The 18,743-nt window shown below is 59.7% G+C and carries 23 protein-coding genes; 11 read left to right on the forward strand and 12 right to left on the reverse strand.

Going from position 1 to position 18,743, the window contains the following annotated elements:
* Positions 1-11: 11 nt before the first annotated feature.
* From M0D68_RS24060 to M0D68_RS24070, 3 genes are read right to left on the reverse strand one after another with little or no spacing between them, the layout of a single operon-like run.
* A complete protein-coding gene (locus tag M0D68_RS24060) occupies positions 12-1,163 on the reverse strand; it encodes a DUF5624 domain-containing protein (RefSeq protein WP_266225590.1) in 1,152 nt (383 codons plus the stop codon).
* Positions 1,164-1,180: 17 nt separating this feature from the next.
* Positions 1,181-2,059 carry an amidohydrolase gene (locus tag M0D68_RS24065; RefSeq protein WP_093632748.1) on the reverse strand — a complete coding sequence of 293 codons (879 nt, stop codon included), beginning with the start codon at positions 2,057-2,059 and terminating at the stop codon, positions 1,181-1,183.
* Between the two features lie 22 nt (positions 2,060-2,081).
* Entirely contained in the window at positions 2,082-2,858 is a 777-nt protein-coding gene (locus tag M0D68_RS24070) for an HpcH/HpaI aldolase/citrate lyase family protein (protein WP_093632348.1), read from the reverse strand.
* A gap of 98 nt (positions 2,859-2,956) precedes the next feature.
* Here M0D68_RS24070 and M0D68_RS24075 point away from each other — a divergent pair, with 98 nt between their 5' ends.
* The 5 genes from M0D68_RS24075 (at position 2,957) to M0D68_RS24095 (ending at position 8,417) form a co-directional block, all read left to right on the forward strand.
* Positions 2,957-3,844 carry a LysR family transcriptional regulator gene (locus M0D68_RS24075; RefSeq protein WP_266225591.1) on the forward strand — a complete coding sequence of 296 codons (888 nt, stop codon included), beginning with the start codon at positions 2,957-2,959 and terminating at the stop codon, positions 3,842-3,844.
* Between the two features lie 124 nt (positions 3,845-3,968).
* Positions 3,969-4,577 carry a cysteine hydrolase family protein gene (locus tag M0D68_RS24080; RefSeq protein ID WP_266225592.1) on the forward strand — a complete coding sequence of 203 codons (609 nt, stop codon included), beginning with the start codon at positions 3,969-3,971 and terminating at the stop codon, positions 4,575-4,577.
* Between the two features lie 72 nt (positions 4,578-4,649).
* Positions 4,650-5,543: a LysR family transcriptional regulator gene (locus M0D68_RS24085; protein ID WP_266225593.1), complete on the forward strand. Its 894-nt coding sequence runs from the start codon at positions 4,650-4,652 to the stop codon at positions 5,541-5,543.
* Between the two features lie 194 nt (positions 5,544-5,737).
* The gene (locus M0D68_RS24090) at positions 5,738-7,105 is read left to right on the forward strand and encodes a sensor domain-containing diguanylate cyclase (protein ID WP_266225595.1); all 1,368 of its coding nucleotides are present in this window, start codon (positions 5,738-5,740) and stop codon (positions 7,103-7,105) included.
* Positions 7,106-7,244: 139 nt separating this feature from the next.
* Positions 7,245-8,417, forward strand: a complete 1,173-nt coding sequence (locus M0D68_RS24095) for a patatin-like phospholipase family protein (protein ID WP_266225597.1) — start codon at positions 7,245-7,247, stop codon at positions 8,415-8,417.
* Positions 8,418-8,459: 42 nt separating this feature from the next.
* Here M0D68_RS24095 and M0D68_RS24100 read toward each other — a convergent pair whose 3' ends face one another.
* The 5 genes from M0D68_RS24100 to M0D68_RS24120 all read right to left on the reverse strand — a co-directional run bounded on the left by M0D68_RS24100 (position 8,460) and on the right by M0D68_RS24120 (position 11,851).
* A complete protein-coding gene (locus M0D68_RS24100; RefSeq protein WP_093632338.1) occupies positions 8,460-9,170 on the reverse strand; it encodes a 1-acyl-sn-glycerol-3-phosphate acyltransferase in 711 nt (236 codons plus the stop codon).
* Positions 9,171-9,368: 198 nt separating this feature from the next.
* Positions 9,369-9,707, reverse strand: a complete 339-nt coding sequence (locus tag M0D68_RS24105) for a hypothetical protein (RefSeq protein WP_211701780.1) — start codon at positions 9,705-9,707, stop codon at positions 9,369-9,371.
* 114 nt (positions 9,708-9,821) lie between these two features.
* Positions 9,822-10,106 (reverse strand): hypothetical protein, encoded by a 285-nt coding sequence (locus M0D68_RS24110; protein ID WP_175053332.1) that lies wholly within the window; start codon positions 10,104-10,106, stop codon positions 9,822-9,824.
* Positions 10,107-10,253: 147 nt separating this feature from the next.
* On the reverse strand, positions 10,254-11,276 hold the full coding sequence (trpS, locus tag M0D68_RS24115) for a tryptophan--tRNA ligase (protein ID WP_266225598.1): 1,023 nt from the start codon (positions 11,274-11,276) through the stop codon (positions 10,254-10,256).
* Between the two features lie 188 nt (positions 11,277-11,464).
* Positions 11,465-11,851, reverse strand: coding sequence for a lysozyme inhibitor LprI family protein (locus M0D68_RS24120; RefSeq protein WP_266225599.1), 387 nt, complete (start codon positions 11,849-11,851; stop codon positions 11,465-11,467).
* Between the two features lie 290 nt (positions 11,852-12,141).
* On the opposite strand from M0D68_RS24120, the gene M0D68_RS24125 reads away from it, so the two are divergent.
* Positions 12,142-12,489 carry a hypothetical protein gene (locus M0D68_RS24125; protein WP_167378270.1) on the forward strand — a complete coding sequence of 116 codons (348 nt, stop codon included), beginning with the start codon at positions 12,142-12,144 and terminating at the stop codon, positions 12,487-12,489.
* Complete coding sequence (locus tag M0D68_RS24130) at positions 12,489-12,707, forward strand: hypothetical protein (protein WP_093632330.1); 219 nt, start codon at positions 12,489-12,491, stop codon at positions 12,705-12,707. The genes M0D68_RS24125 and M0D68_RS24130 overlap by 1 nt, the downstream gene beginning before the upstream one ends.
* Before the next feature lie 54 nt (positions 12,708-12,761).
* On the opposite strand, the gene M0D68_RS24135 is transcribed toward M0D68_RS24130, so the two are convergent.
* Positions 12,762-14,084 (reverse strand): TIGR00366 family protein, encoded by a 1,323-nt coding sequence (locus M0D68_RS24135; protein ID WP_093632328.1) that lies wholly within the window; start codon positions 14,082-14,084, stop codon positions 12,762-12,764.
* Positions 14,085-14,411: 327 nt separating this feature from the next.
* On the opposite strand from M0D68_RS24135, the gene M0D68_RS24140 reads away from it, so the two are divergent.
* From M0D68_RS24140 to M0D68_RS24150, 3 genes are all read left to right on the forward strand, one after another.
* On the forward strand, positions 14,412-14,849 hold the full coding sequence (locus M0D68_RS24140) for an acetylacetone-cleaving protein (protein ID WP_256456368.1): 438 nt from the start codon (positions 14,412-14,414) through the stop codon (positions 14,847-14,849).
* 80 nt (positions 14,850-14,929) lie between these two features.
* Complete coding sequence (locus M0D68_RS24145; RefSeq protein ID WP_266225601.1) at positions 14,930-15,286, forward strand: nuclear transport factor 2 family protein; 357 nt, start codon at positions 14,930-14,932, stop codon at positions 15,284-15,286.
* Positions 15,287-15,321: 35 nt separating this feature from the next.
* On the forward strand, positions 15,322-15,717 hold the full coding sequence (locus M0D68_RS24150; RefSeq protein WP_093632324.1) for a VOC family protein: 396 nt from the start codon (positions 15,322-15,324) through the stop codon (positions 15,715-15,717).
* Positions 15,718-15,783: 66 nt separating this feature from the next.
* On the opposite strand, the gene M0D68_RS24155 is transcribed toward M0D68_RS24150, so the two are convergent.
* From M0D68_RS24155 to M0D68_RS24165, 3 genes are all read right to left on the reverse strand, one after another.
* Positions 15,784-16,788 (reverse strand): helix-turn-helix domain-containing protein, encoded by a 1,005-nt coding sequence (locus M0D68_RS24155; protein WP_266225602.1) that lies wholly within the window; start codon positions 16,786-16,788, stop codon positions 15,784-15,786.
* A 117-nt stretch (positions 16,789-16,905) separates the two neighbouring features.
* Positions 16,906-17,055, reverse strand: coding sequence for a DUF2934 domain-containing protein (locus M0D68_RS24160; RefSeq protein WP_093632320.1), 150 nt, complete (start codon positions 17,053-17,055; stop codon positions 16,906-16,908).
* 143 nt (positions 17,056-17,198) lie between these two features.
* On the reverse strand, positions 17,199-17,558 hold the full coding sequence (locus M0D68_RS24165; RefSeq protein WP_093632318.1) for a superinfection immunity protein: 360 nt from the start codon (positions 17,556-17,558) through the stop codon (positions 17,199-17,201).
* A gap of 233 nt (positions 17,559-17,791) precedes the next feature.
* Between M0D68_RS24165 and M0D68_RS24170 the strand changes: the two genes are divergently transcribed.
* The gene (locus tag M0D68_RS24170) at positions 17,792-18,676 is read left to right on the forward strand and encodes an NAD(P)-dependent oxidoreductase (protein WP_093632316.1); all 885 of its coding nucleotides are present in this window, start codon (positions 17,792-17,794) and stop codon (positions 18,674-18,676) included.
* The last annotated feature ends 67 nt before the right edge of the window (positions 18,677-18,743 follow it).

Below are 18,743 nucleotides of genomic sequence, written 5' to 3' on the forward strand. Positions count from 1 at the left end.
GGCGTCCGTCGTTACGACTGCACGGCGCTCGGGAAAGTCACATTCGTAAAGCCAGGAATCGCAACCTTTTGCGGCTGATTGCCATTGCTGTACAACTGATCGACGATGTAATCGGCAACGCAGTTCGACAACAGTTGCGTCGGATCTTCCATGATGCGGCGCAGGCGCGCCGTGGTCGCATCGCGGTCGTCGATCGAGGTGATGGGCGGCATGCCGCCGGCCGGCACCGGATCGAAGTGAAACGGCCGCTGCCCGGGAAACAGCAAGCGCGCGACATCGATACTCGAACGGGTGTTCAGCCACAACGCCCGATAGGTGCGCTCCAATTCCGCCATGCCCGCGGCGTCCGGCAATTCGGCGACCGAGAACGACGGTGCATGCGGTGCGATGAGCACGCGCTCCGGCAACAGCACACGATCCGATGCGCACCACACCAGATAGCAGATGTTGTTCGACGCCCAGCTCACACCGGCGGTCGGCCGGCCCGACTGTCCGCTGACGAGGAACATCAGACGGTTCCAGTCGATTGCTTGTGCGCGAAACCAGTTGCCGATGCGGTAGACGATGTCGAGAAACGCCAGCCCGAAAGTCGCGAACATCACGTCGTTCATCGGCACCGGCAACGCACTCGTGGACGGCGCGGCGAAGTACTCTTCGTTCAGACGTTCGAAGCTCAGCAGCGAGTGATCTTTCTCGATCCGATCGAGCAGATCGATCGTCACGCCGCAGGTGTAGTCGACGAGATCGGCGATCTTCTGCTCGTGGCCCGCAAAGCTGGCGACCGCGACTTGATCGCGCCACAACTCCAGCGAGTTCGCCGCGCGCGTTGCCTCCGCATGACTACGCAGGTTCGACGCGTCGCGTTGCCACGCATTGTCGTGCGGCGACAGTTCACGCATTCGCGCAAGATAAGCCAGCGCCAGCGGCAAATGCGATACCGCCGTCAACTCGATGAAGCCACGCGTCGACTTGCGAAAACTCTCGATCGACGGCGCGCGCCCAGCGCCGGGAAACAGCACGATATCGCTGCCGGTCGACACCAGCATTGGATCGTCCGCCTGCAGCTGCGCCATCTGCTGCGTCAGATGGATGCCAATGCTCTGCGGGTCCGACGTGAACGCGCGAAAGAGACCGGCAAACGCTGCGTTGGGTTGGTAGGACATAGTGTGGTTGGATTGCCTCAGTAGTCGAACAAGCGTGCGGGGTTGTCGGACAGAATCATCTTGTGCACCACGGGATCGTCGGTCCATGCGCCGAGCAGATTCAGCAATTCGCCGGTGTCGCGCGTCGAATCGGGAATGTGCGGCCAGTCCGAACCCCAGATCACTTTTTGCGGCGCCGCCTTGATGATCGCCTCGGCCATCGGCGCCACGGCTTCATAGCCGCGATGTTTGGCGATCCGATACGGCGCACTGAGTTTAAGCCAGCAGTTGCCGTCCTTCAGCAAGCTGAGGAGACGGTCGAAATCCGCCTGCGTGAGGCCGTCTTCTTCGAGCATGTAGCCCATGTGATCGATGACGAAATCGGTTTGAACGTCAGCGAGAAACGGAATCAGATTTCGCACGACCCAGCCCGGCGCATAGAACTGCACGTGCCAGCCGAGGCTCGCGCACAGGCGCGCCATGCGCGTGATGTACTGCTGGATCTCGACGGTCGGCAGGCCGGAACGCGCAAACAGATCAAGACGCACCGCGCGAACGCCGGACTGACGGAAGCTATCCAGCGTGGCCGCGTCCGTGTTCTCCTCGATCATCACGACACCGCGTGCGATCGAACCCGCCACGTGCAGCGCGTCGATCAGACAGCGGTTGTCCGTGCCGTAAAAACTCGGCTGCACGATCACGAAGCGCTTCAGGTGCAGCACGCTCATCATCTGCAGATAGTGCGAGAGCTTACCGTCCGGCAGCGTGTAATGCGGATGCTCGACCTTCGGATATTTGTCTTCGGAACCGAACACGTGCATGTGCGCGTCGCAGGCAAGCGGCGGCATCGTGAACGAGGGGCGCGACAGGGTTTCATAGTCACGCATCGGCGTGGAAATCAGCGGGGTTTCTGCCATGATCTGAAAGTGGAAGTTCGAATTAAAGTTGACGTGCCTGTTCGACGCGTTCACGCAGCGCCGCCAGATAAACATCGCTGTCGATGCCGGCAAAGACAAACGGTGCGGCGCCCTCGCGGCGCAATTCATTGAGCGCCTCGCACTCGGGCATGCCGCCCACGATCACCACCTTGCCGTGACGCTGCGCCGCCGCGATCACCTTGCGGCATGCAGCTACGACCTCTGGATGCGCCGATTCACCGGTATGGCCCAGATCGGCGGAGAGATCGTTGCAACCGAGCGCGAGCACGTCGACGCCTTCGATCGCCGCGATCGCATCGGCCGCTTCGACGCCGGCGCGGCTTTCGATCAGCACCTTGAGCACGGTCGCGTCATTGAGACGGCGGTTGAGTTCGCGAGCGGGAAGTTTTTCGAAGTTGACGTAGGGCAGCGTCGCCAGTTGCGAGCGCTGGCCGAGCGGCGGAAAGCGCGTGGCGATCACCGCGTCGCGCGCCTGCTCGGCGGTTTCCACACGCGGCACGATGATGCCGAGCGCGCCGCCGTCCAGCACGCGGTTGATCGTGCCGTAGTCGCGTTCCGGCACGCGCACCCACGGCATCAGGCCGAGGTCGACCGCGCATGAGCACAGTTGCGACACGGTATCGACCGGCAACGAGCTGTGTTCCATATCGACCCAGATCGTGTCGTAGCCGGCCGCTTTGGCCCAGCGCACCGCATCCGTTGTGCGCGAAGCGCGAATTCCCAGCGCAATGATCTTGTGTCGCGCTCGCAGGCGTTCGACCAGTTCCGCACCGTTCATGCTGTCTCCGTCGTTTGAGTAAGTGGAAAACAGTATCGCCCGGGAAACAGTTTTGATTTATTCTCCAAATCAAGGTTATTGATTTACAGAGCAAATCAATGAATATCCGTCATCTGGAATTTTTCGTGGTGCTGGCGCAGGAGCTGCATTTCCGCCGCAGCGCCGAGCGGCTGGGCATTACGCAGGCGCCGCTGAGCCTCGCGATCCAGTCGCTGGAGATGGAACTGGGCGCGCGGCTCTTCCACCGCACGCGCCGCTCGGTCGCGCTGACCGAGGCGGGGTTGGCCTTGTTGGACGACGCCCGGGCGATCCTCGCGCGGATCGAACACGCGAAGGAAAGCGTCTGGGAGACCGTGAGCGGCGACGTCGGGCGTTTGCGAGTCGGCTTTACCAATGCTTCGACGCTATCGCCGTTTTTTCCCAAGCTGATTCATGCGTACCGGACGCAGCGTCCGAAGGTCAATATCACGCTGCTGGAGTTGTCGTCGTCGCGGCAGATCGAGGCGATCGAGCAGCGCGAAATCGACGTCGGTTTGTTGCGGATGCCCGAAAGCGTGCCCCCTACCGATCTGGTGTTCACGCCGTTGATGGAAGAGCCGCTCGTGCTCGCCATGCATGCGCGGCATCGGCTCGCCAAAGCCGCGTCGATCAAGGTGAAGGATCTGCGCGACGAGCCGTTCATCGCCTATCCGCGGCAAGCGGGGGTCGCGGTCCACGAAAAGATTATCGCGTTGTGTGCGAAGCGTGGCTTCGAACCTCAGGTCGTGCAGGAGGCCCAGCAGGCATCCACCCTGATCGGGCTGACCGCTACCGGGCTCGGTATTGCGCTCGTGCCCTCGACACTGCAGACCATCGCAGTGCCGGGGGTGGTGTTCAGAGAGCTGGACGAGACGGACACCATCACGACGCTGTACATCGCTCATCGTCGTGGTGACGCCAACGCGCGGGCGATGCTGTTTGTGGAGTTGGCGCTGGGGCTTCGGTAGAGTGCGCTGATACCGTCGACACTGTGCACATCATGCACAGAACTTGTGATGCACACGGCATTGTAGCGACACCCTCCGGCCCCTAGACTTCGTTCCTTTCCAGTCCATCGAAAGGAACCTCATCATGTCGAAGCGCACACTGCGTAGCATCCTCGGTGCGGGTACGCCAGCTTCTTTGCCGGCACGCACCACCGCATTGCTGGTGATTGACTTCCAGAACGAATATTTCACAGGTTCATTGCCGATTCCCAACGGCATCAGTGCGTTGCAGAATGCGCGCGCCCTCGTCGATTACGCCGATCGTCATGGCTGGAAAGTCGTGCACGTGCAGCACATTGCGCCGGCAGAGTCGCCGTTATTCGCCGCTAATAGCCGGAACGCCGAGATCCGTTCCGATATCCAGCCGGGACCCAGCCACCTGCTGATCACGAAGACTTCCGTGAGTGTGTTTGCCAGCACCGATCTTGCTCAGACGCTGAAAGCAGAAGGCGTGACTCATCTCGTGTTGTGCGGTCTGATGACACACGCCTGTGTTGCCGGCGCGGCGCGTGATGCGGTGCCTGCGGGCTTTGACGTTGTGGTGGTAGCCGACGCATGCGCGACCCGGGACATCGAGTTCAACGGCACGTATAGCGTCTCGCATGAGATGTTGCATCTGTCTGCGTTAGCCGAAATCGCGGATACCTTTGGCTCCGTGGTGAACACACGGGATTTGCTGTCGCTAACTTCGTAACGGGCTTCTTCGCCATGCCGTTCGGCTGCAGGGTCGTGATAGCATCCGACGCTTCGACAACGGGCTCGATTCATGGATCAACTGCTCGCCATGCGGGTCTTCCGCGGCATCGTGGATGCCAAAGGATTCTCCGCTGCCGCCGAACGGCTCGGCACTTCTCACTCGACCATATCGCGCCAACTCAAGCAACTCGAAGCCACGCTCGGTGTCCAGCTGATCAACCGTAACACGCGGCGATTTGCGCTCACCGCTGCGGGCGAGCGCTACTTCGCGGCGAGCGTCGACATTCTCGAACGTGTCGATGCTGCAAGCGAGGCGATGGCCGGTGAGCATCAAACGGTGGCTGGCCGCTTGCGCGTCAGCGTGCCGCTTGCCATCGGCACGCTTGAACTGGCGGACTGGCTTCCGGCGTTCCAGAAACGTTACCCCGACCTCCAGCTCGACCTGTCTTGCAGCGATCAGTTTGTCGATCTCGTGGCGGAGGGCTTCGATGTTGCGTTGCGGATCAGCGGGCCTTTGGCCGACACCAGCCTGGTTGCCCGAACGCTGACGGTATCGGACATCGTCCTCGTCGCGTCACCCGCCTATCTGGCACAACACGGACTGCCGCGCACGCCTCCACAACTCGCCAAACACGAGTTGCTGACCTTTTCCGGCGCCCATGCGGCGGACCACTGGATGCTGACCTCCGGGCGAGGCGCACCGGCCCACGTCGAACTGAACGGCCGCCTCACATTCGACGCGATCACCGCGCTTTACTCCGCCGCCCTGGCAGGTGCGGGCATCGCCGCGTTCACTCGGCACACCGTTCAGACCGATCTGGCTCGCGGCCACCTCGTCCACCTCCTGCCCGGTTACTCCCTCGGCGCGCGACACTATTACGCCCTTTACCCGCAAACACGGCACGTAGCGCCCAAGGTGCGAGCTTTCGTCGACCATATGGCCGAGCACTATCGCGAACGCTGACAACTCGATTATCGGGGCCGATCTGTAGGACAATAGGTTCCGACCGGCTGCGGCGCTCCATCGCGCGTTGCCGGCAAAGCATCAACGCGGTCCATGAAAAACTCCGCGATGTATTGTCGGGCACGGCATATGCGTTGTGCCTTTGGCGACACGAATGTACTGAGACGACCAGAACACCAACCGACCAGGTCAGAATGGACAGCTTGCTTATAGGGCCCGCGACACGCAAACAGGCCGTTCTTGCAGGTACATGTGCGTTGCTCGTTCTGCTCATATTCGCGATTGCCGGTCAGCGTGCGCACCAGCCGTTGCCGGCAATCACGCCTTTCATGCCGATGTGTGCGCTCACGGTGTTCACCACGTCGGGAATCGCCGCGTTTCTTCTTGGCGCCCGCTTCAGCGTGACGCAACAACCCATGCTCGGCGCGCTGGGCGGAGCGTATGCGTTCACGGCGATTACCGTCGCTTTGCAATTGCTGATGTTCCCAGGCGTTTTCACGCGCACCGGCCTGTTCGGTGCAGGCCCTCAGAGCGCGGCGTGGATGTGGGTTTTCTGGCATGCAGGATTTCCGCTGCTCGTCATTCTGGCCGCGCTCATCCGCGACCGCCTCCCGAGCAAGCCGATCGGGCTGCCTCGCATCGATGTCTGGACCTGGGCGTTAATCGGCGTTCCCACTGCGCTTGCCGCAGCGCTTGGTGTATTCGCCATTCATGCGAACCTGTCCGCGCCTTTTCATACGGCTTCCGAAACGAACGCGCTTTTAGGCGGCCGCACCGGACTTGTCATCTGCGCGCTCGATGCGCTCGCGATCGGCGTGGTCCTGTTCAAAGGGCGCCTGCGGACCGTGCTCGATCTGTGGATCGCCATTGCCCTGCTCGCCTCCCTTGCGGACGCCAGTCTGAATCTGTTGAGCACGGTTCAGTTCACGCTTGGCTGGTACGTCGCACGGGTTTTCAGCATGCTGGCGCCCGGCGTGCTGGTATGCGTGCTGGTCTGGGAAGTGACCGTGCTCTACCGCGAATTGTCCGAAGCGCACGCTTCGCTTCTGCATACGTCCACACGCGACGCCCTGACGCGCGTTTATAACCGTAGCTACTTTGACGACCAGTTTCGCAGGGAATTCGAACGTGCCGCGCGCAACGGTCAGCCGCTCTCGCTCGTCATGATCGATGTCGACAATTTCAAGGACTACAACGACGCCTTTGGCCATCTTCGCGGCGACGTTTGCCTCAGCGCAATTGCGAAAGCGCTGGCAGGAACAGCACGCCGGTCGAGCGATTTCGTCGCCCGTTACGGTGGCGAAGAATTCGCCGTGGTGTTGCCCAACACGGGATCGGAAGAAGCATCGGTCATTGCCGAGCAAGCCCGGCTCGCCGTCATGCAGTTGGAACTGACGGCGCCAATTCCTGCCGGTCAGGTCACCATCAGTGCCGGGTGCGCGACGAGCGAGCAGAGCACGCTGAACACACCCAACGCACTCGTTCAGGCGGCGGACGCGGCGCTCTACGACGCGAAACGTGCAGGACGCAATCGGGTCCAGTCCGTCACGCCCAGACAATAAAGCTGGATGCCTTTCAGGCAGCAGAGTCCTGAAACCCCGCAAGCTCCCCACTACGGTAGCAAGGGAAAACCGCAGCGCCAGGCCCACCCCACCCGTGGCAAAATCACCCGCACCGCGGCATTGGTCCGGGAGACCTGCAATGGGCTACAAGACGCACGGCAAACGCAACGCTAACGCGGCAGGCCAGTCGGAGGCCGCACCGGATATTCCCGGACAGGTTGTTCTTGTCTTTCAGGGAGGCGGCGCCCTCGGCGCGTACCAGGCCGGTGTCTATCAGGCGATGCATGACCGCAAGGTCAAACCCGACTGGGTGATCGGCACGTCGATCGGTGCGATAAACGGCGCGATCATCGCGGGCAATCTGCCCGAGAACCGTATTGAGCGATTAACCCAGTTCTGGAACGGCGTGGCGCGCCGTGGCGTCGATGCGGCAAGCTGGCTGTTGCCAGGGCTCGCCAACTGGTCGCGCGATCTCGCGATCGTCACGCAAGGCGTGCCGTCGTTCTTCACCCCGCAACCCGGCTCATGGGCGAATATTCAGGCGCGTGTTGGGCCGGAGCGCGCGGCGTTCTATTCGACCGAGCCGCTGCGTGAAACCCTGTCTTCGTTGATCGACTTCGACTACCTGAATCGCAAGGCGACGCGGCTGACGGTCGGCACGGTCAATGTCTGCAGCGGACGTATGCGGTACTTCACTAATCGCGATGCACCGATGGACGTCGAGCACGTGATGGCATCCGCCGCTTTTCCACCCGGCTTCCCTTCGGTCCGACTGGAAGGCGAATCGTACTGGGACGGCGGCATCTATTCGAACACGCCGCTTGAAGCCGTGCTTGATGATCGGCCACGCTGCAGCTCGGTGATTTTTTCGGTGCAGTTGTGGCCATCGAGCGGTCCGGAACCCGAATCCATCCTGCAGGTCATGAGCCGGCAGCGCGACATTCAGTATTCGAGTCGCGCGGAAAGCCATCTCGATCGACAGAAGCAGATTCACCGGCTGCGGCATGTGATTCGCGAACTCAGTCAGCACGTGCCTGAAGAGAAACGCGATACGCCGGAGGTTCAAGCGCTCCTCGGCTGGGGCTGCGGCACGACGATGCAAGTATTGGAGCTCGACGCGCCGGCATTCGACAACGACGATTTGAACAGGGATATCGATTTTTCGTCGAGTGGCATCGAGCGACGCTGGGCCGTGGGCTATGAAGACACGATCCGCTTGCTGGAGCGAGCACCCTGGCGCGAAACACTGGACCCTATGGAGGGGATCTCGGTGTTTCGAATGGGGTCTGGGGATGAGGCCAAAGGTAACTAAAGAAGCACGGCAAAACGAGCCTGCAGTCAGACTGGAACGGTATCAAAGCCGCAGCAGTTCGTCTTTCATCCATTCGTGGACGGCTCGCCCCAGTTCCTGCTGTGACAGGTCCCGAGGAGAGAATGCCGGGCCGACCACCACACGAATTTGTCCACGGCCGCTGGGCCAGCCTTTCGCCGGCCAGACTTTGCCCGCGTTGAGCACCACCGGAACAGCAGGCACACCAGTCGCGCAAGCCAATCGAACGCCGCCCGATGTCATTCTCAACGGGGCATCGTGTGGCACCCGCGTCCCCTCCGGGAAAATGACGATGACATCCCCCTTCGTCAGCCTCTCAGCACTTTCCTGCGTCACCGCCTGATGAGCCTGCCGAGCGGAGCCGCGGTTCAGGCTGACCATGTCAAGGCCACGCAGCACCCAGCCAAAAAAAGGAATACGAAGAAGCTCTTCCTTGAAAACAAAACTGATGCGCCGTGGAAAGAGCGCAAGAAATGCGAGCGTCTCCCAGGTCGATTCGTGACGGCACAGCAGTATCGCCGGCCCTTCAGGAAGATGTTCAAGCCCTTCTATCGAACATGAAACGCCCGGCAGCCAGCGCATCACCGCCACCAGTGCACGACACCATTGTTTTGCCAACCAGTATCGTCCACCCCTGCCGACGAAGGGGAACAGGAGCAGTATGGCCATTGAATAAAGTGTCCCGCTACCGAGAACGTAGACGATGAAGAGCCATTTAGTGAAAGTCGAACGCATCGGGGCCTGATTCAGATTGGTTTGCGGTGGAACATTCACCGTTGACAGGTGAGACCATGCCGCGAGCGATGCGTTCGTATGCCACCCGCCTCCAAAGGACAGTGGAGTGGTTCGGGACCGGGTTTCTGGAGACGAAAGCGGACGCGTTGGCAGAACCGGCTCGCGATGCCGCAAAGGCAGGATGAGATGCTCACAAGCCTACGCTGGCGCAAATATCACGGCTCCAACGTCTGCGATATGAGTGAAGCTTCGAACGAACCGGTACGTCTGGTCGCCGACCGTTATCCGGTTCAGGCCGGCGTGAGTCAGTTCGAGAATCTCATTGGCCACGCCTGCTGCGATCGTTCCGTGACCGGTCAACGGGTTGTCCTCGTCCGCCGGGTCGCCGATGTAGACCGCACAGACGTCTGTACCTTGCCGCATCATGACGACGCACTCGCCCTCATCCAGCGAGAGTTCGAGATATCCAACCAGCGTCAGCAATGACCCAGGCGTTTGTCCCTGTGGGTCGTAAGCCAAACCAGAATCAGCAGGCATATCGCCGTCCCCCATCAATTGCGTCGGTCCAGAAAACGAAGCTCGCCCGTGGCGGGACGATGACTCCACTATAGACGCCTATGCTTGAAAGCGGGACATATTGGAATGCCCTTGTTAGGAGCGCAATATTCCTTTAAGGCGTCCCAGCTCAGCGGGTCTCGTGTATGACCGATACAGTTCGCCGACTGTGCCGAATGCCAGGGCCGGTTTGAGCGTCGCGCCGGGAAGCGCGTCTGCAATCCAGTCAAAAGCATTCATTTCACGTTGAGCCGCATGGACTGCGGCAGTGAGCACAGTGAGGGCCCGCTCTGCGGAGTGCCCGCCAAGGTCGACGAAGCAGCTCTCAAACGGATGCTTTGTTGCATTCTCGACGTACAACGTTGATTTTCGAACGGTCAAATCAATCTCCTTCGAGGATTGCCCGTCCTGTATATCAACTGAATGTGACAATACATCACACCGCCCCGCCAAAGCTACGACTGGGCAAGTACGACCGCGCGACGCCCGGCCTGCGCCGGGTTTACAGCCACGCGGCTTGCTGATCTTCTACCGTGAGTTCTGAAAGTAATTCAAACCAAGCGCAGCTTTCACCTCTGATACCGTCGCATCCGCCACTTCCCGAGCGCGCATGGTCCCGCGGCGCAGAACGTTAAGCACTTCCGCGCGGTCGGTCGCCAACTCCTGGCGGCGTTCCCGAATCGGTGCAAGCATCGCCTGCAGCCGATCATTGAGTGCGCGCTTGACCACACTGTCCCCCAGACCACCACGGCGATAGTGTGCTTTGAGTTCGTCGACCATCGGTACGTCCGGCTCGAACGCATCCAGAAACGCGAACACAACGTTGCCTTCAACCTGGCCTGGGTCGCTGATGCGCAGGTGGTTAGGGTCGGTGTACATGTTGTTCACGGCCTTGGTGATTTCGTCCGGGCTCGCGCCGAGCGTAATAGCGTTACCCAGTGACTTGCTCATCTTGGTCTTTCCATCGAGGCCCGGCAGCCGCGCGACGTGCGAGAGCACCGCTTCGCATTCGACCAGCACCTGCCTGTCGACCGTGCTGTTGAAACGGCGCACCAGTTCGTTGGTTTGCTCGATCATCGGCAACTGGTCGTCACCGACAGGCACGCGCGTCGCCTTGAACGCAGTGATGTCGGCGGCCTGACTGACCGGATACGTCAGGAAACCGGCGGGGATATCCCGCTCGAACCCGCGGAGTACGATTTCCGCCTTGATGGTCGGGTTGCGTTCGAGGCGTGCAACCGTCACGAGATTGAGCAGATACTGCGTCAATTCCGCGAGCTCCGGCACCTGCGATTGGATAAAGATCGTTGATTTGGCAGGGTCGATACCGACAGCCAGATAGTCCAGCGCGACTTCGATAACGTTGTCGGTCACCTTCTGGTGACGGCCGACGTTGTCCGTCATCGCCTGCGCATCGGCGAGCAGCAAAAACTGCTGCGCTTCGTTTTGAAGCTGCACGCGGGTGCGCAGCGAGCCGATGTAGTGGCCGAGGTGCAAGGGACCGGTTGTCCGGTCGCCAGTGAGGATAACGGGTTGTTTCGCCTGTGACATGGTGAACTCAGTGTTTGGGGACACCACCAGTCATGCGCGCAAAAACAAAATGCCGCCAGGACTGGCGGCATCACGTTGTAGATGTACGTGTGAAAACGGGCCGCCTGGGTCAGGCGTGCCACCAACAATACAGCTTCAGCGAGATCGGATTCGTTTCCATGAAGTGAGTATAACGCAGCACGCTGCTTCTAGAATGGCCCACGGCTAGCCAGGTGGGCGTACTCGTCCTTTAGCGTCTGAATTCGCGACCGATATGCCCCAAGCAGGCAAGCCTGGTTCGCACCGCATTTCTTCCTCGCGCTCAACCAGGACTGTTGCTCGTCCCCCATGTCACCGCGCGTACCCATGGCAACAAGACCCGTCAGCATCTGGTAGCGCACTGACATCTCGACGTCCAATTCGCTCAATTGCCGGGATGCGCATATCGCTTGTTCGTCCGGCAGACGCGCGCGATTGCAGTCGAAGCTCGCCGCTGAAGCGGGTACTGAGCCGGCTGTGATCGCTATCAACAGCGCCAGGCGCAGATGATGGCCAAAACTGTGATCTCGTTGTTTATCCATCGTCGTTCTTGACATGACTGAACCCATTGCGCAGCCCAATTGGTTGACCTCAAAGTCGCGAGCCAATTCCGGCCTTTCAGCCTTCTCCCGCAGCACGTGTGAAGGTAACCCAATTTGCGCAGTTGCCACAGAGCGGTAACGATGGACACGGGCCACGAAAAACCTGTATATTTATACAGTACTGCGCGGCGCAATTTCACGGCAACGAATTGGCACTTTTATTGTCCCGGCTGCGATGGTGGCTGCGTCGGGCAAGGGGTGAGTTGCAAAGAGTGGCTGCAACGGAAAGCAGGCAAGGAGAAAGCGTGAAACGTATTGGATTGGCCATACTGATGGCGACGCTCACGCCGGCCGTATACGCGGCTGGCTACACGGAAGTCTGGAATCCGCCTGAGGCCCGTGCAACCGCTCCCCATAGGGTCGGCGCTGCACGCAAGCTCGCGGTTCATCGACCCGTCGTTGCTCACCCGATGAACGTGCATGCGCGGCGCTCGCCGACATCCGCGCCCAGGCTGCTGGCGAAGCAAAGCCACGTGCAGAAAACCGCGCCGACAGACGAACCCGATATGTCGGCAATTCCGCGCCAGTTCACGCCCGAGGGAAATGTGCTTCGGGTTGATTCTCGTGGCATGTCGGCTGAGGTCACGCGCTGATGGAATTGGAGAGCTACCACGGCTATAGCGTGTGGGGGCACGCCATCCTGCAGCAGGAAGGCATTCTCCAGCCGGAACGGTACGCAGCAAGCGGCACGATTACTCGAAACAACAAGCTCGTTGAAGCATCCGGCGTCCTTGGCTATTTCGATACCGAAGAGCAAGCCCAGCACGCCGGACTTGACTGGGCTCGCGCGTGGGTCGACAGCCACGGTTAGAGGTATGGCGTGGCGATCCCCCTCACGTCGAGACGGACCGCCCTTTCCTGGAAGTTAGAACAGGTACATGCCGGCCACAAAAATAACGCCCGAGAACAGAAGCGCCGTGACGCAGTAGCCCATGATGTCGCGCACGCCTAAGCCTGCAATGGCAAGCGCCGGAAGCGCCCAGAATGGTTGCGCCATGTTTGTCCAGGCCTCACCATACGCAATCGCCATCGCGGATTTGCCGAGGTCCGCGCCGAGCGCTTGCGCGGCCGGCATAACAAATGGGCCCTGCACGACCCAATGACCACCACCGGATGGCACGGCAAAGTTGATCAGTGCCGAGCTGAGGAACGCGAGCAACGGGAATGTGTGGACGTTGGCGATATCAACGAACCACTTCGTGATGACACCCGCGAGACCCGAGTGGTCCATCAGCGCCTGGATGCCGGCATAAAACGGAAACTGAATCATGATGCCGGACGCGCCCTTCGCTGCCGCCGCTACCGCGCGTGCGTACGCCATGGGGGTCTTGTGAAGAACGATGCCCGCTGCGAGGAACACCAGGTTGACGGTGTCGATATCCAGTGCGAACCCTTTGTTGATGAACCGGATGACGAGGAAGACGGCGCAGAGTGCTGCCACGAGGATGGCCAGTACACGGCTTTCTTCCATTCGCTCAGCGAACGTCGCGTCGGGCGCAAGTTTGCGCTCCACACTCGGCGGATCCTGCAATAGAGCCGGGTCTACCGTAACCACGTCTTCAGGTTTCGGCATCATGAGTCTTGCCAGGATGGGCAAAAGAATAATGAGGCCGATGGTGATGAACGCGTTGTAGCCCGTAAAAATGGTGTGCGAAACCGGAATCAGACCGACGGTCTTCTCCATCGGATTGCCCTTGGTGGCAGCGACGAGCGGCACAGAGCCAGACAAGCCACCGTGCCAGGTCAGGAAACCCATGTAAGCACTCGCCACGAGCAGCCGATAGTCGGTTCCCTTGACGCGTCGGGCGACCTCTCGTGCAAGCATCGCGCCTAGAACGAGACCGAATCCCCAATTGATGGCACACGCAACGGCGCCCACAAACGCCACCAACATCACGCCTTGACCTGGCGTGCGAGCAGAGCTCGCTAGCGCGACAAGCACTCGCTTGACGGGCGCCGAGCTAGCCAGCGCATGTCCCGTTACTAGAATCATCGCCATCTGCATCGAAAATGCGAGCAGGTTCCAGAATCCGGAGCCCCACAGCATCACGAGGTCGGCGGGCGCTTTCGGCGTCAAACCAAGCGCGAGTGCGAAGGTGACGCCGGTGAGCAAAATGGCAAAAATCAGGGGATCGGGCAACACCCGATGCACCACCTGAGTGAAAAAAGCGGAAATACGCTGAATCAATTGTCTACTCCTCGTCACCTTTATAGATGCGGCCAACTGTCCTTGTTATGGGCTGTAAACCGTATGGACCTTATGTCGCGCGCCGATTTTTGCACACAACGAAAAATCCTGCGTCGAGGAGCGCAATTGCTTTTGCAGTCGTTGAGAAGGCGGGCGCGAAGCGCGTTGTAATTAAACCGATAAGACGTGTTCTGAGCCCTCCGGTGCACTGACAGGCAACTCGACTTGCACTACCGTGCAATCCTCCGGCGCGCCCCTGCGATATCGTTGAATCACCCACAAACCACGCCGAACTCGAATTCGGTTTGGCGAAATCTGGAGACGACGATGGACATCAAACCGAAGGTTCGCGAAGAAGCGGTTCAAATCGATGAGATCCCGTGGAAGCCCTTCCCGGAGGCTCTCTCGCAAGGAGGAATCCGCTGGAAGATGCTTCACGCCTCCCCCGAAATGGGCGCATGGACCGCGATTTTTGATTGCCCCGCGGGCTCGTCCTTCAACGCGCATTTTCACGTCGGGCCGGGCGAATATTTGCTGACGAAGGGCCGCATGGACGTCCGCGGTGGTAGCGAACACGGCGGCGACACGGTCGTCGCGCCGGCGTACGGTTACGAGTCCGCAAATGCGCGTCATGACAAAACCGCGTTCCCGGTCGACAGCGAGTTCTACATGACGTTCCTGGGGCCGCTATCCTTCATCAAGGAAGATGGCACGCCGATCGTGGTGGTGACCTGGGACGAGGCGCAGCGTGCATACGCGGGCTGAAGGCACTGCTGTCTACGTCATGTATCGGCAACGGCCATCGTTACCGAACCATCCCGTTGCTCCTCTCGTGGATACTCGACATGTCAAATCTCTCTGAACAGGCAGAAACAGCAACCAGACAGGTGCTGGACCATCATCTCGGCGCGTTCGCTCACGGCGTTGAGGAGATTCTCAAGGATTACGACGACAGCTCCGCCGTCATTACGCCGGACAGGACCTTCCGTGGCCGCGACGAGATTGCGGGCTTCTTCAAGGCATTTGTTGACGGTGCAGACCCGGCGTTCTGGCCGGCGTTCAAGATTACAAGCATGAGCACAATCGGCAACGTGGCGTACCTCGCATGGGAGGCAAAGCCGTGGGTCACACTCGCAACGGACACTCTTTACGTTAGAGAGGGGAAAATTGCAGTTCAGACGTTCACGTCTTTTTCGGCCTGACTCGCGTCGCGCATTACGCAACAAGGGAGTAAAAATTGGCCAAAATCATTCACGCCATGGTGCGGGTTCACGACCTTGAGCGTTCGCTGCAGTTCTACAAGGACGCGCTCGGGCTGTCGACAAGTCATCGCCTTGATTTCCCCGACTTCTCGCTGGTCTATCTTCGCAACGAAGAGAATGACTTTGAGATTGAGCTGACGTGGAACAAAGGCCGCGAGCCGGCATACACGCATGGCGACGGCTATGGACACATCGCTGTAGCCGTTCCTGAGCTTGAAAATGAGCATGAGCGTATGACGCAGCTTGGCATCCATCCCACGCCCGTGAAGGAATTCAAGCGCGGCGAAGAGATGCTCGCCCGGTTCTTCTTCATTCAGGACCCTGATGGCTACAAAATTGAAGTTCTCGAGCGTTCGGGGCATTACGTATAGGTACACGCATGCAGGCAACAACAAGCACGTGGACTCAGCGAAAAGGCTAGCTCCGGTCCGCGTTTGTCATGTCAACTCGTTCAACGGACCGACACCCGTAGTCCTGCGCACATCACCCGGTGAGACGCCGTACTTCTCCTTGAACGCCCGGCAGAAATGGCTGGTTGAATTGAACCCCCAGCGGAACGCTATCTCCGAGATGCGTTGCCGGTTGTAGGCCGGGTCCGTCAACGCCTGCTTGCAGGCGTGCAGTCGTCTGTCCAGTACCCATCCGGAAACGGTCATGTCGCTGCGCTGAAACAGCATGTGCAGGTAACGCAGCGAAATGTGATTTGCCTCGGCAATCCGGGTCGGGTTCAGGTCGTCTTCGTGCAGATGCTGCAGGATAAAGTCCTGCACACGTCTGAGCATCGCCGCGCTGGCATCGAACGTCGCTGACGGTTGCTGGCCGGATAGCGCGATACCCAGCAGTTCGAGCGTGGACCTGCTGACGGAACCCTGAACGCTTTCGTCGAGTGTCGCGATTTCATTTGAAAGGGCGAGCAGGTGCACAGCTAGCAACGAACCGACGCCTGTGCGGCTTTCGATTTTGCCTCCTGTCGGCGGCTGTTTGCGTTCCGGTAGCCGTTCTCGCATAACCGACCATGGAATCATCAGCGTCACCTTATGCAGGCGCTCGAGAACTTCGAACTCGATGGACTGATCGGTCGTCCAGACGACTACATCGCCGGACGCGACCTCCACGCCTGAATCGCCAATCCTGAACCGTTCGCGCCCGCCCGTCGTGAGTTGCACTCCGACATACAGTTCATCATCGTGGCGAACCTGCCCGCGCGTGCGTTGACCCTTGCAGGGGTCGCATACGGTCTCGACGATCCCGGCTCCCGCGAAATCATGATGTTTGACGTGGGCGTAGAAGGTAGCAGGCAGACGGTGAGGGACTTGCCACTCTCTGTAGCTGGTACTGAGCACCGACTGCCAGGCATCTGTGCGGTCACCAGCTGGGACGTCGTTGCTTGACCACTCGGTAGATTGATTTCGCACGTCGTCGCTCCTTTCGCTCGGTCTCACGATGCGCTCGATGACGCGTCCAATTATCCTCCCTTCCGGTTGAATACGTGGAACAGCGCCGACGTTTCGAGCAAGTGAACCTCCGCTCAGGAACTCTGGTCACACCAAACTAATCTCTTAATCCGATTCTGCCAACGTGCGATCTGCGCCTAGCTGCTGCCGTGCCTTTGCCCAATATTCCTGGGAACGCCCTTCGGGACTTCCCTCTTTCTCCCACAGATAAAACGCGAGCGTACGAACTTGCTCTTCGGTAACAGGCATATCCATTTCAATCTCCACAAAAATTTCTTCGATTGACTAGAGCGTTGACGCCCCGGTCAATCAACAAGCAAGCCTTAAAACAGGACGCAATACAGCGCCCCTCTCTCGAGTGTCAGGACCGTCCATTCGCGCTCGGCCCAAGGCGCCGACTAACCTCTATGCTGGTAACGGCTGCTTGCTGCGATGCGCGCCACGACCGGCACCAAACGCGGGTTGAACAAGGGAATGGACCCAGCACGACCTTCAGCGCGAGCAACTATTGCATCGATAGTGACTCGTGCAACCGCACGTTGTGCCCGCTTTGCGAACTGCTTCAGACGGCGATCGCTGACCGGATGCCGCGCCCATATCAGCGCCGCGAACCAACCGATCACGGTCCATCCGAGCAGGATGTTCACCATGGTCACCGCAAAGGCGTCTTCGCGGTCTCTCGCGTCTGCAATCATTGCGGGCACCAGATACAGCATCAGCGCACCCAGGAACACCGCGCCTTCGATAAGCTTCATCATTTCTTCACCTCGCTACAGTTTCGATAGGAGTTTAGATCTGGCCTATCTTTTTTCTAGACCGATAGCGTGAAATCACAATTGCAAAATGCCAGACAATGCCGCCCGCTCCCGCGCTTCGCTGGTTCGCGGGAATCCCTATGCTGAAGGAGGTTTGCGACGCGTAAGCTGCAGCGCTCCCCTGCGCGCCAATAACGGCGGAAGCGTATGCTGCTGTAAATCATCAGGAGACGACCATGAGCCTTGCTGGCAAGACACTATTCATGTCCGGTGGCAGTCGCGGCATCGGACTCGCGATTGCACTCAGAGCCGCACGCGACGGCGCGAATATCGTGATTTGCGCCAAGACCGCGGAGCCAGACCCGCGTCTTGAGGGCACGATTCATACGGCGGCTGCGGCCGTTGAAGCTGCGGGCGGCAAGGCGCTCCCGCTGGTTGTGGATATTCGCGACGAAGAACGCGTGAAAGCGGCAGTCGCCGAGGCCGTTGCTCTGTTCGGCGGCATCGATATCCTCGTGAACAATGCCAGCGCCATTCGACTGACAGGCACGCTAGATACACCCGTCAAACGGTATGACCTGATGCATGGGGTCAATGGCAGAGGCACGTTCGTATGCGCGCAAGCGTGCCTGCCGCACCTTCTCAATGCGTCGAACCCGCACATCCTCACGCTGTCCCCTCCGTTGGTCCAGGACGCAAAATGGTTTAGCGATTTTCCGGCATACACCATTGCGAAATATACGATGAGCCTGTTCACACTCGCGCTTGCCGGAGAGTTCAGAGACCGGGGTGTCGCCGTCAATTCGCTATGGCCTCGAACAGCGATAGCGACAGCTGCTGTGCAAAATGAAATCGGTGGCAAGGACATGATTGCAGCGTGTCGCACGCCTGAGATCGTCGCCGACGCGGCCCATTACATCCTGACGCGCCCGGCCAAAGAGTGCACAGGAAACTTTTTCCTCGACGACGAAGTTCTGCTGGCCGCCGGTGTGCGCGACTTTGCACAGTACGACGTGCAGGCTGGGGCCGCATTGCAAGCGGATTTCTTTGTGGAGGCGTTGCCGGGCATGTTGCCGGCCGACAATATGACGAAGCGCGCATCCCGCAACCCCGCCCGCTAAAACGTCAGGATGTGCGGATACGAATGCAGTCACACACACGCTGGAATTGCTAACTTCGCTCCTACGT

The sequence above is a fragment of the Paraburkholderia sp. SEWSISQ10-3 4 genome, from assembly GCF_030464785.1.
In the GTDB taxonomy this organism is placed as follows: Bacteria; Pseudomonadota; Gammaproteobacteria; order Burkholderiales; family Burkholderiaceae; genus Paraburkholderia; species Paraburkholderia aspalathi.

Coding starts and splice junctions, on each gene's coding strand:
- M0D68_RS24120 (WP_266225599.1), bottom strand. CDS start 11,851: ATGTCAAGAACGACGATGGATAAACAACGAGATCACAGTTTTGGCCAT.
- trpS (WP_266225598.1), bottom strand. CDS start 11,276: ATGTCACAGGCGAAACAACCCGTTATCCTCACTGGCGACCGGACAACC.
- M0D68_RS24130 (WP_093632330.1), top strand. CDS start 12,489: ATGGAATTGGAGAGCTACCACGGCTATAGCGTGTGGGGGCACGCCATC.
- M0D68_RS24170 (WP_093632316.1), top strand. CDS start 17,792: ATGAGCCTTGCTGGCAAGACACTATTCATGTCCGGTGGCAGTCGCGGC.
- M0D68_RS24105 (WP_211701780.1), bottom strand. CDS start 9,707: ATGCCTGCTGATTCTGGTTTGGCTTACGACCCACAGGGACAAACGCCT.
- M0D68_RS24065 (WP_093632748.1), bottom strand. CDS start 2,059: ATGGCAGAAACCCCGCTGATTTCCACGCCGATGCGTGACTATGAAACC.
- M0D68_RS24085 (WP_266225593.1), top strand. CDS start 4,650: ATGGATCAACTGCTCGCCATGCGGGTCTTCCGCGGCATCGTGGATGCC.
- M0D68_RS24070 (WP_093632348.1), bottom strand. CDS start 2,858: ATGAACGGTGCGGAACTGGTCGAACGCCTGCGAGCGCGACACAAGATC.
- M0D68_RS24095 (WP_266225597.1), top strand. CDS start 7,245: ATGGGCTACAAGACGCACGGCAAACGCAACGCTAACGCGGCAGGCCAG.
- M0D68_RS24080 (WP_266225592.1), top strand. CDS start 3,969: ATGTCGAAGCGCACACTGCGTAGCATCCTCGGTGCGGGTACGCCAGCT.
- M0D68_RS24100 (WP_093632338.1), bottom strand. CDS start 9,170: ATGCGTTCGACTTTCACTAAATGGCTCTTCATCGTCTACGTTCTCGGT.
- M0D68_RS24140 (WP_256456368.1), top strand. CDS start 14,412: ATGGACATCAAACCGAAGGTTCGCGAAGAAGCGGTTCAAATCGATGAG.
- M0D68_RS24075 (WP_266225591.1), top strand. CDS start 2,957: ATGAATATCCGTCATCTGGAATTTTTCGTGGTGCTGGCGCAGGAGCTG.
- M0D68_RS24090 (WP_266225595.1), top strand. CDS start 5,738: ATGGACAGCTTGCTTATAGGGCCCGCGACACGCAAACAGGCCGTTCTT.
- M0D68_RS24060 (WP_266225590.1), bottom strand. CDS start 1,163: ATGTCCTACCAACCCAACGCAGCGTTTGCCGGTCTCTTTCGCGCGTTC.
- M0D68_RS24145 (WP_266225601.1), top strand. CDS start 14,930: ATGTCAAATCTCTCTGAACAGGCAGAAACAGCAACCAGACAGGTGCTG.
- M0D68_RS24165 (WP_093632318.1), bottom strand. CDS start 17,558: ATGATGAAGCTTATCGAAGGCGCGGTGTTCCTGGGTGCGCTGATGCTG.
- M0D68_RS24160 (WP_093632320.1), bottom strand. CDS start 17,055: ATGGATATGCCTGTTACCGAAGAGCAAGTTCGTACGCTCGCGTTTTAT.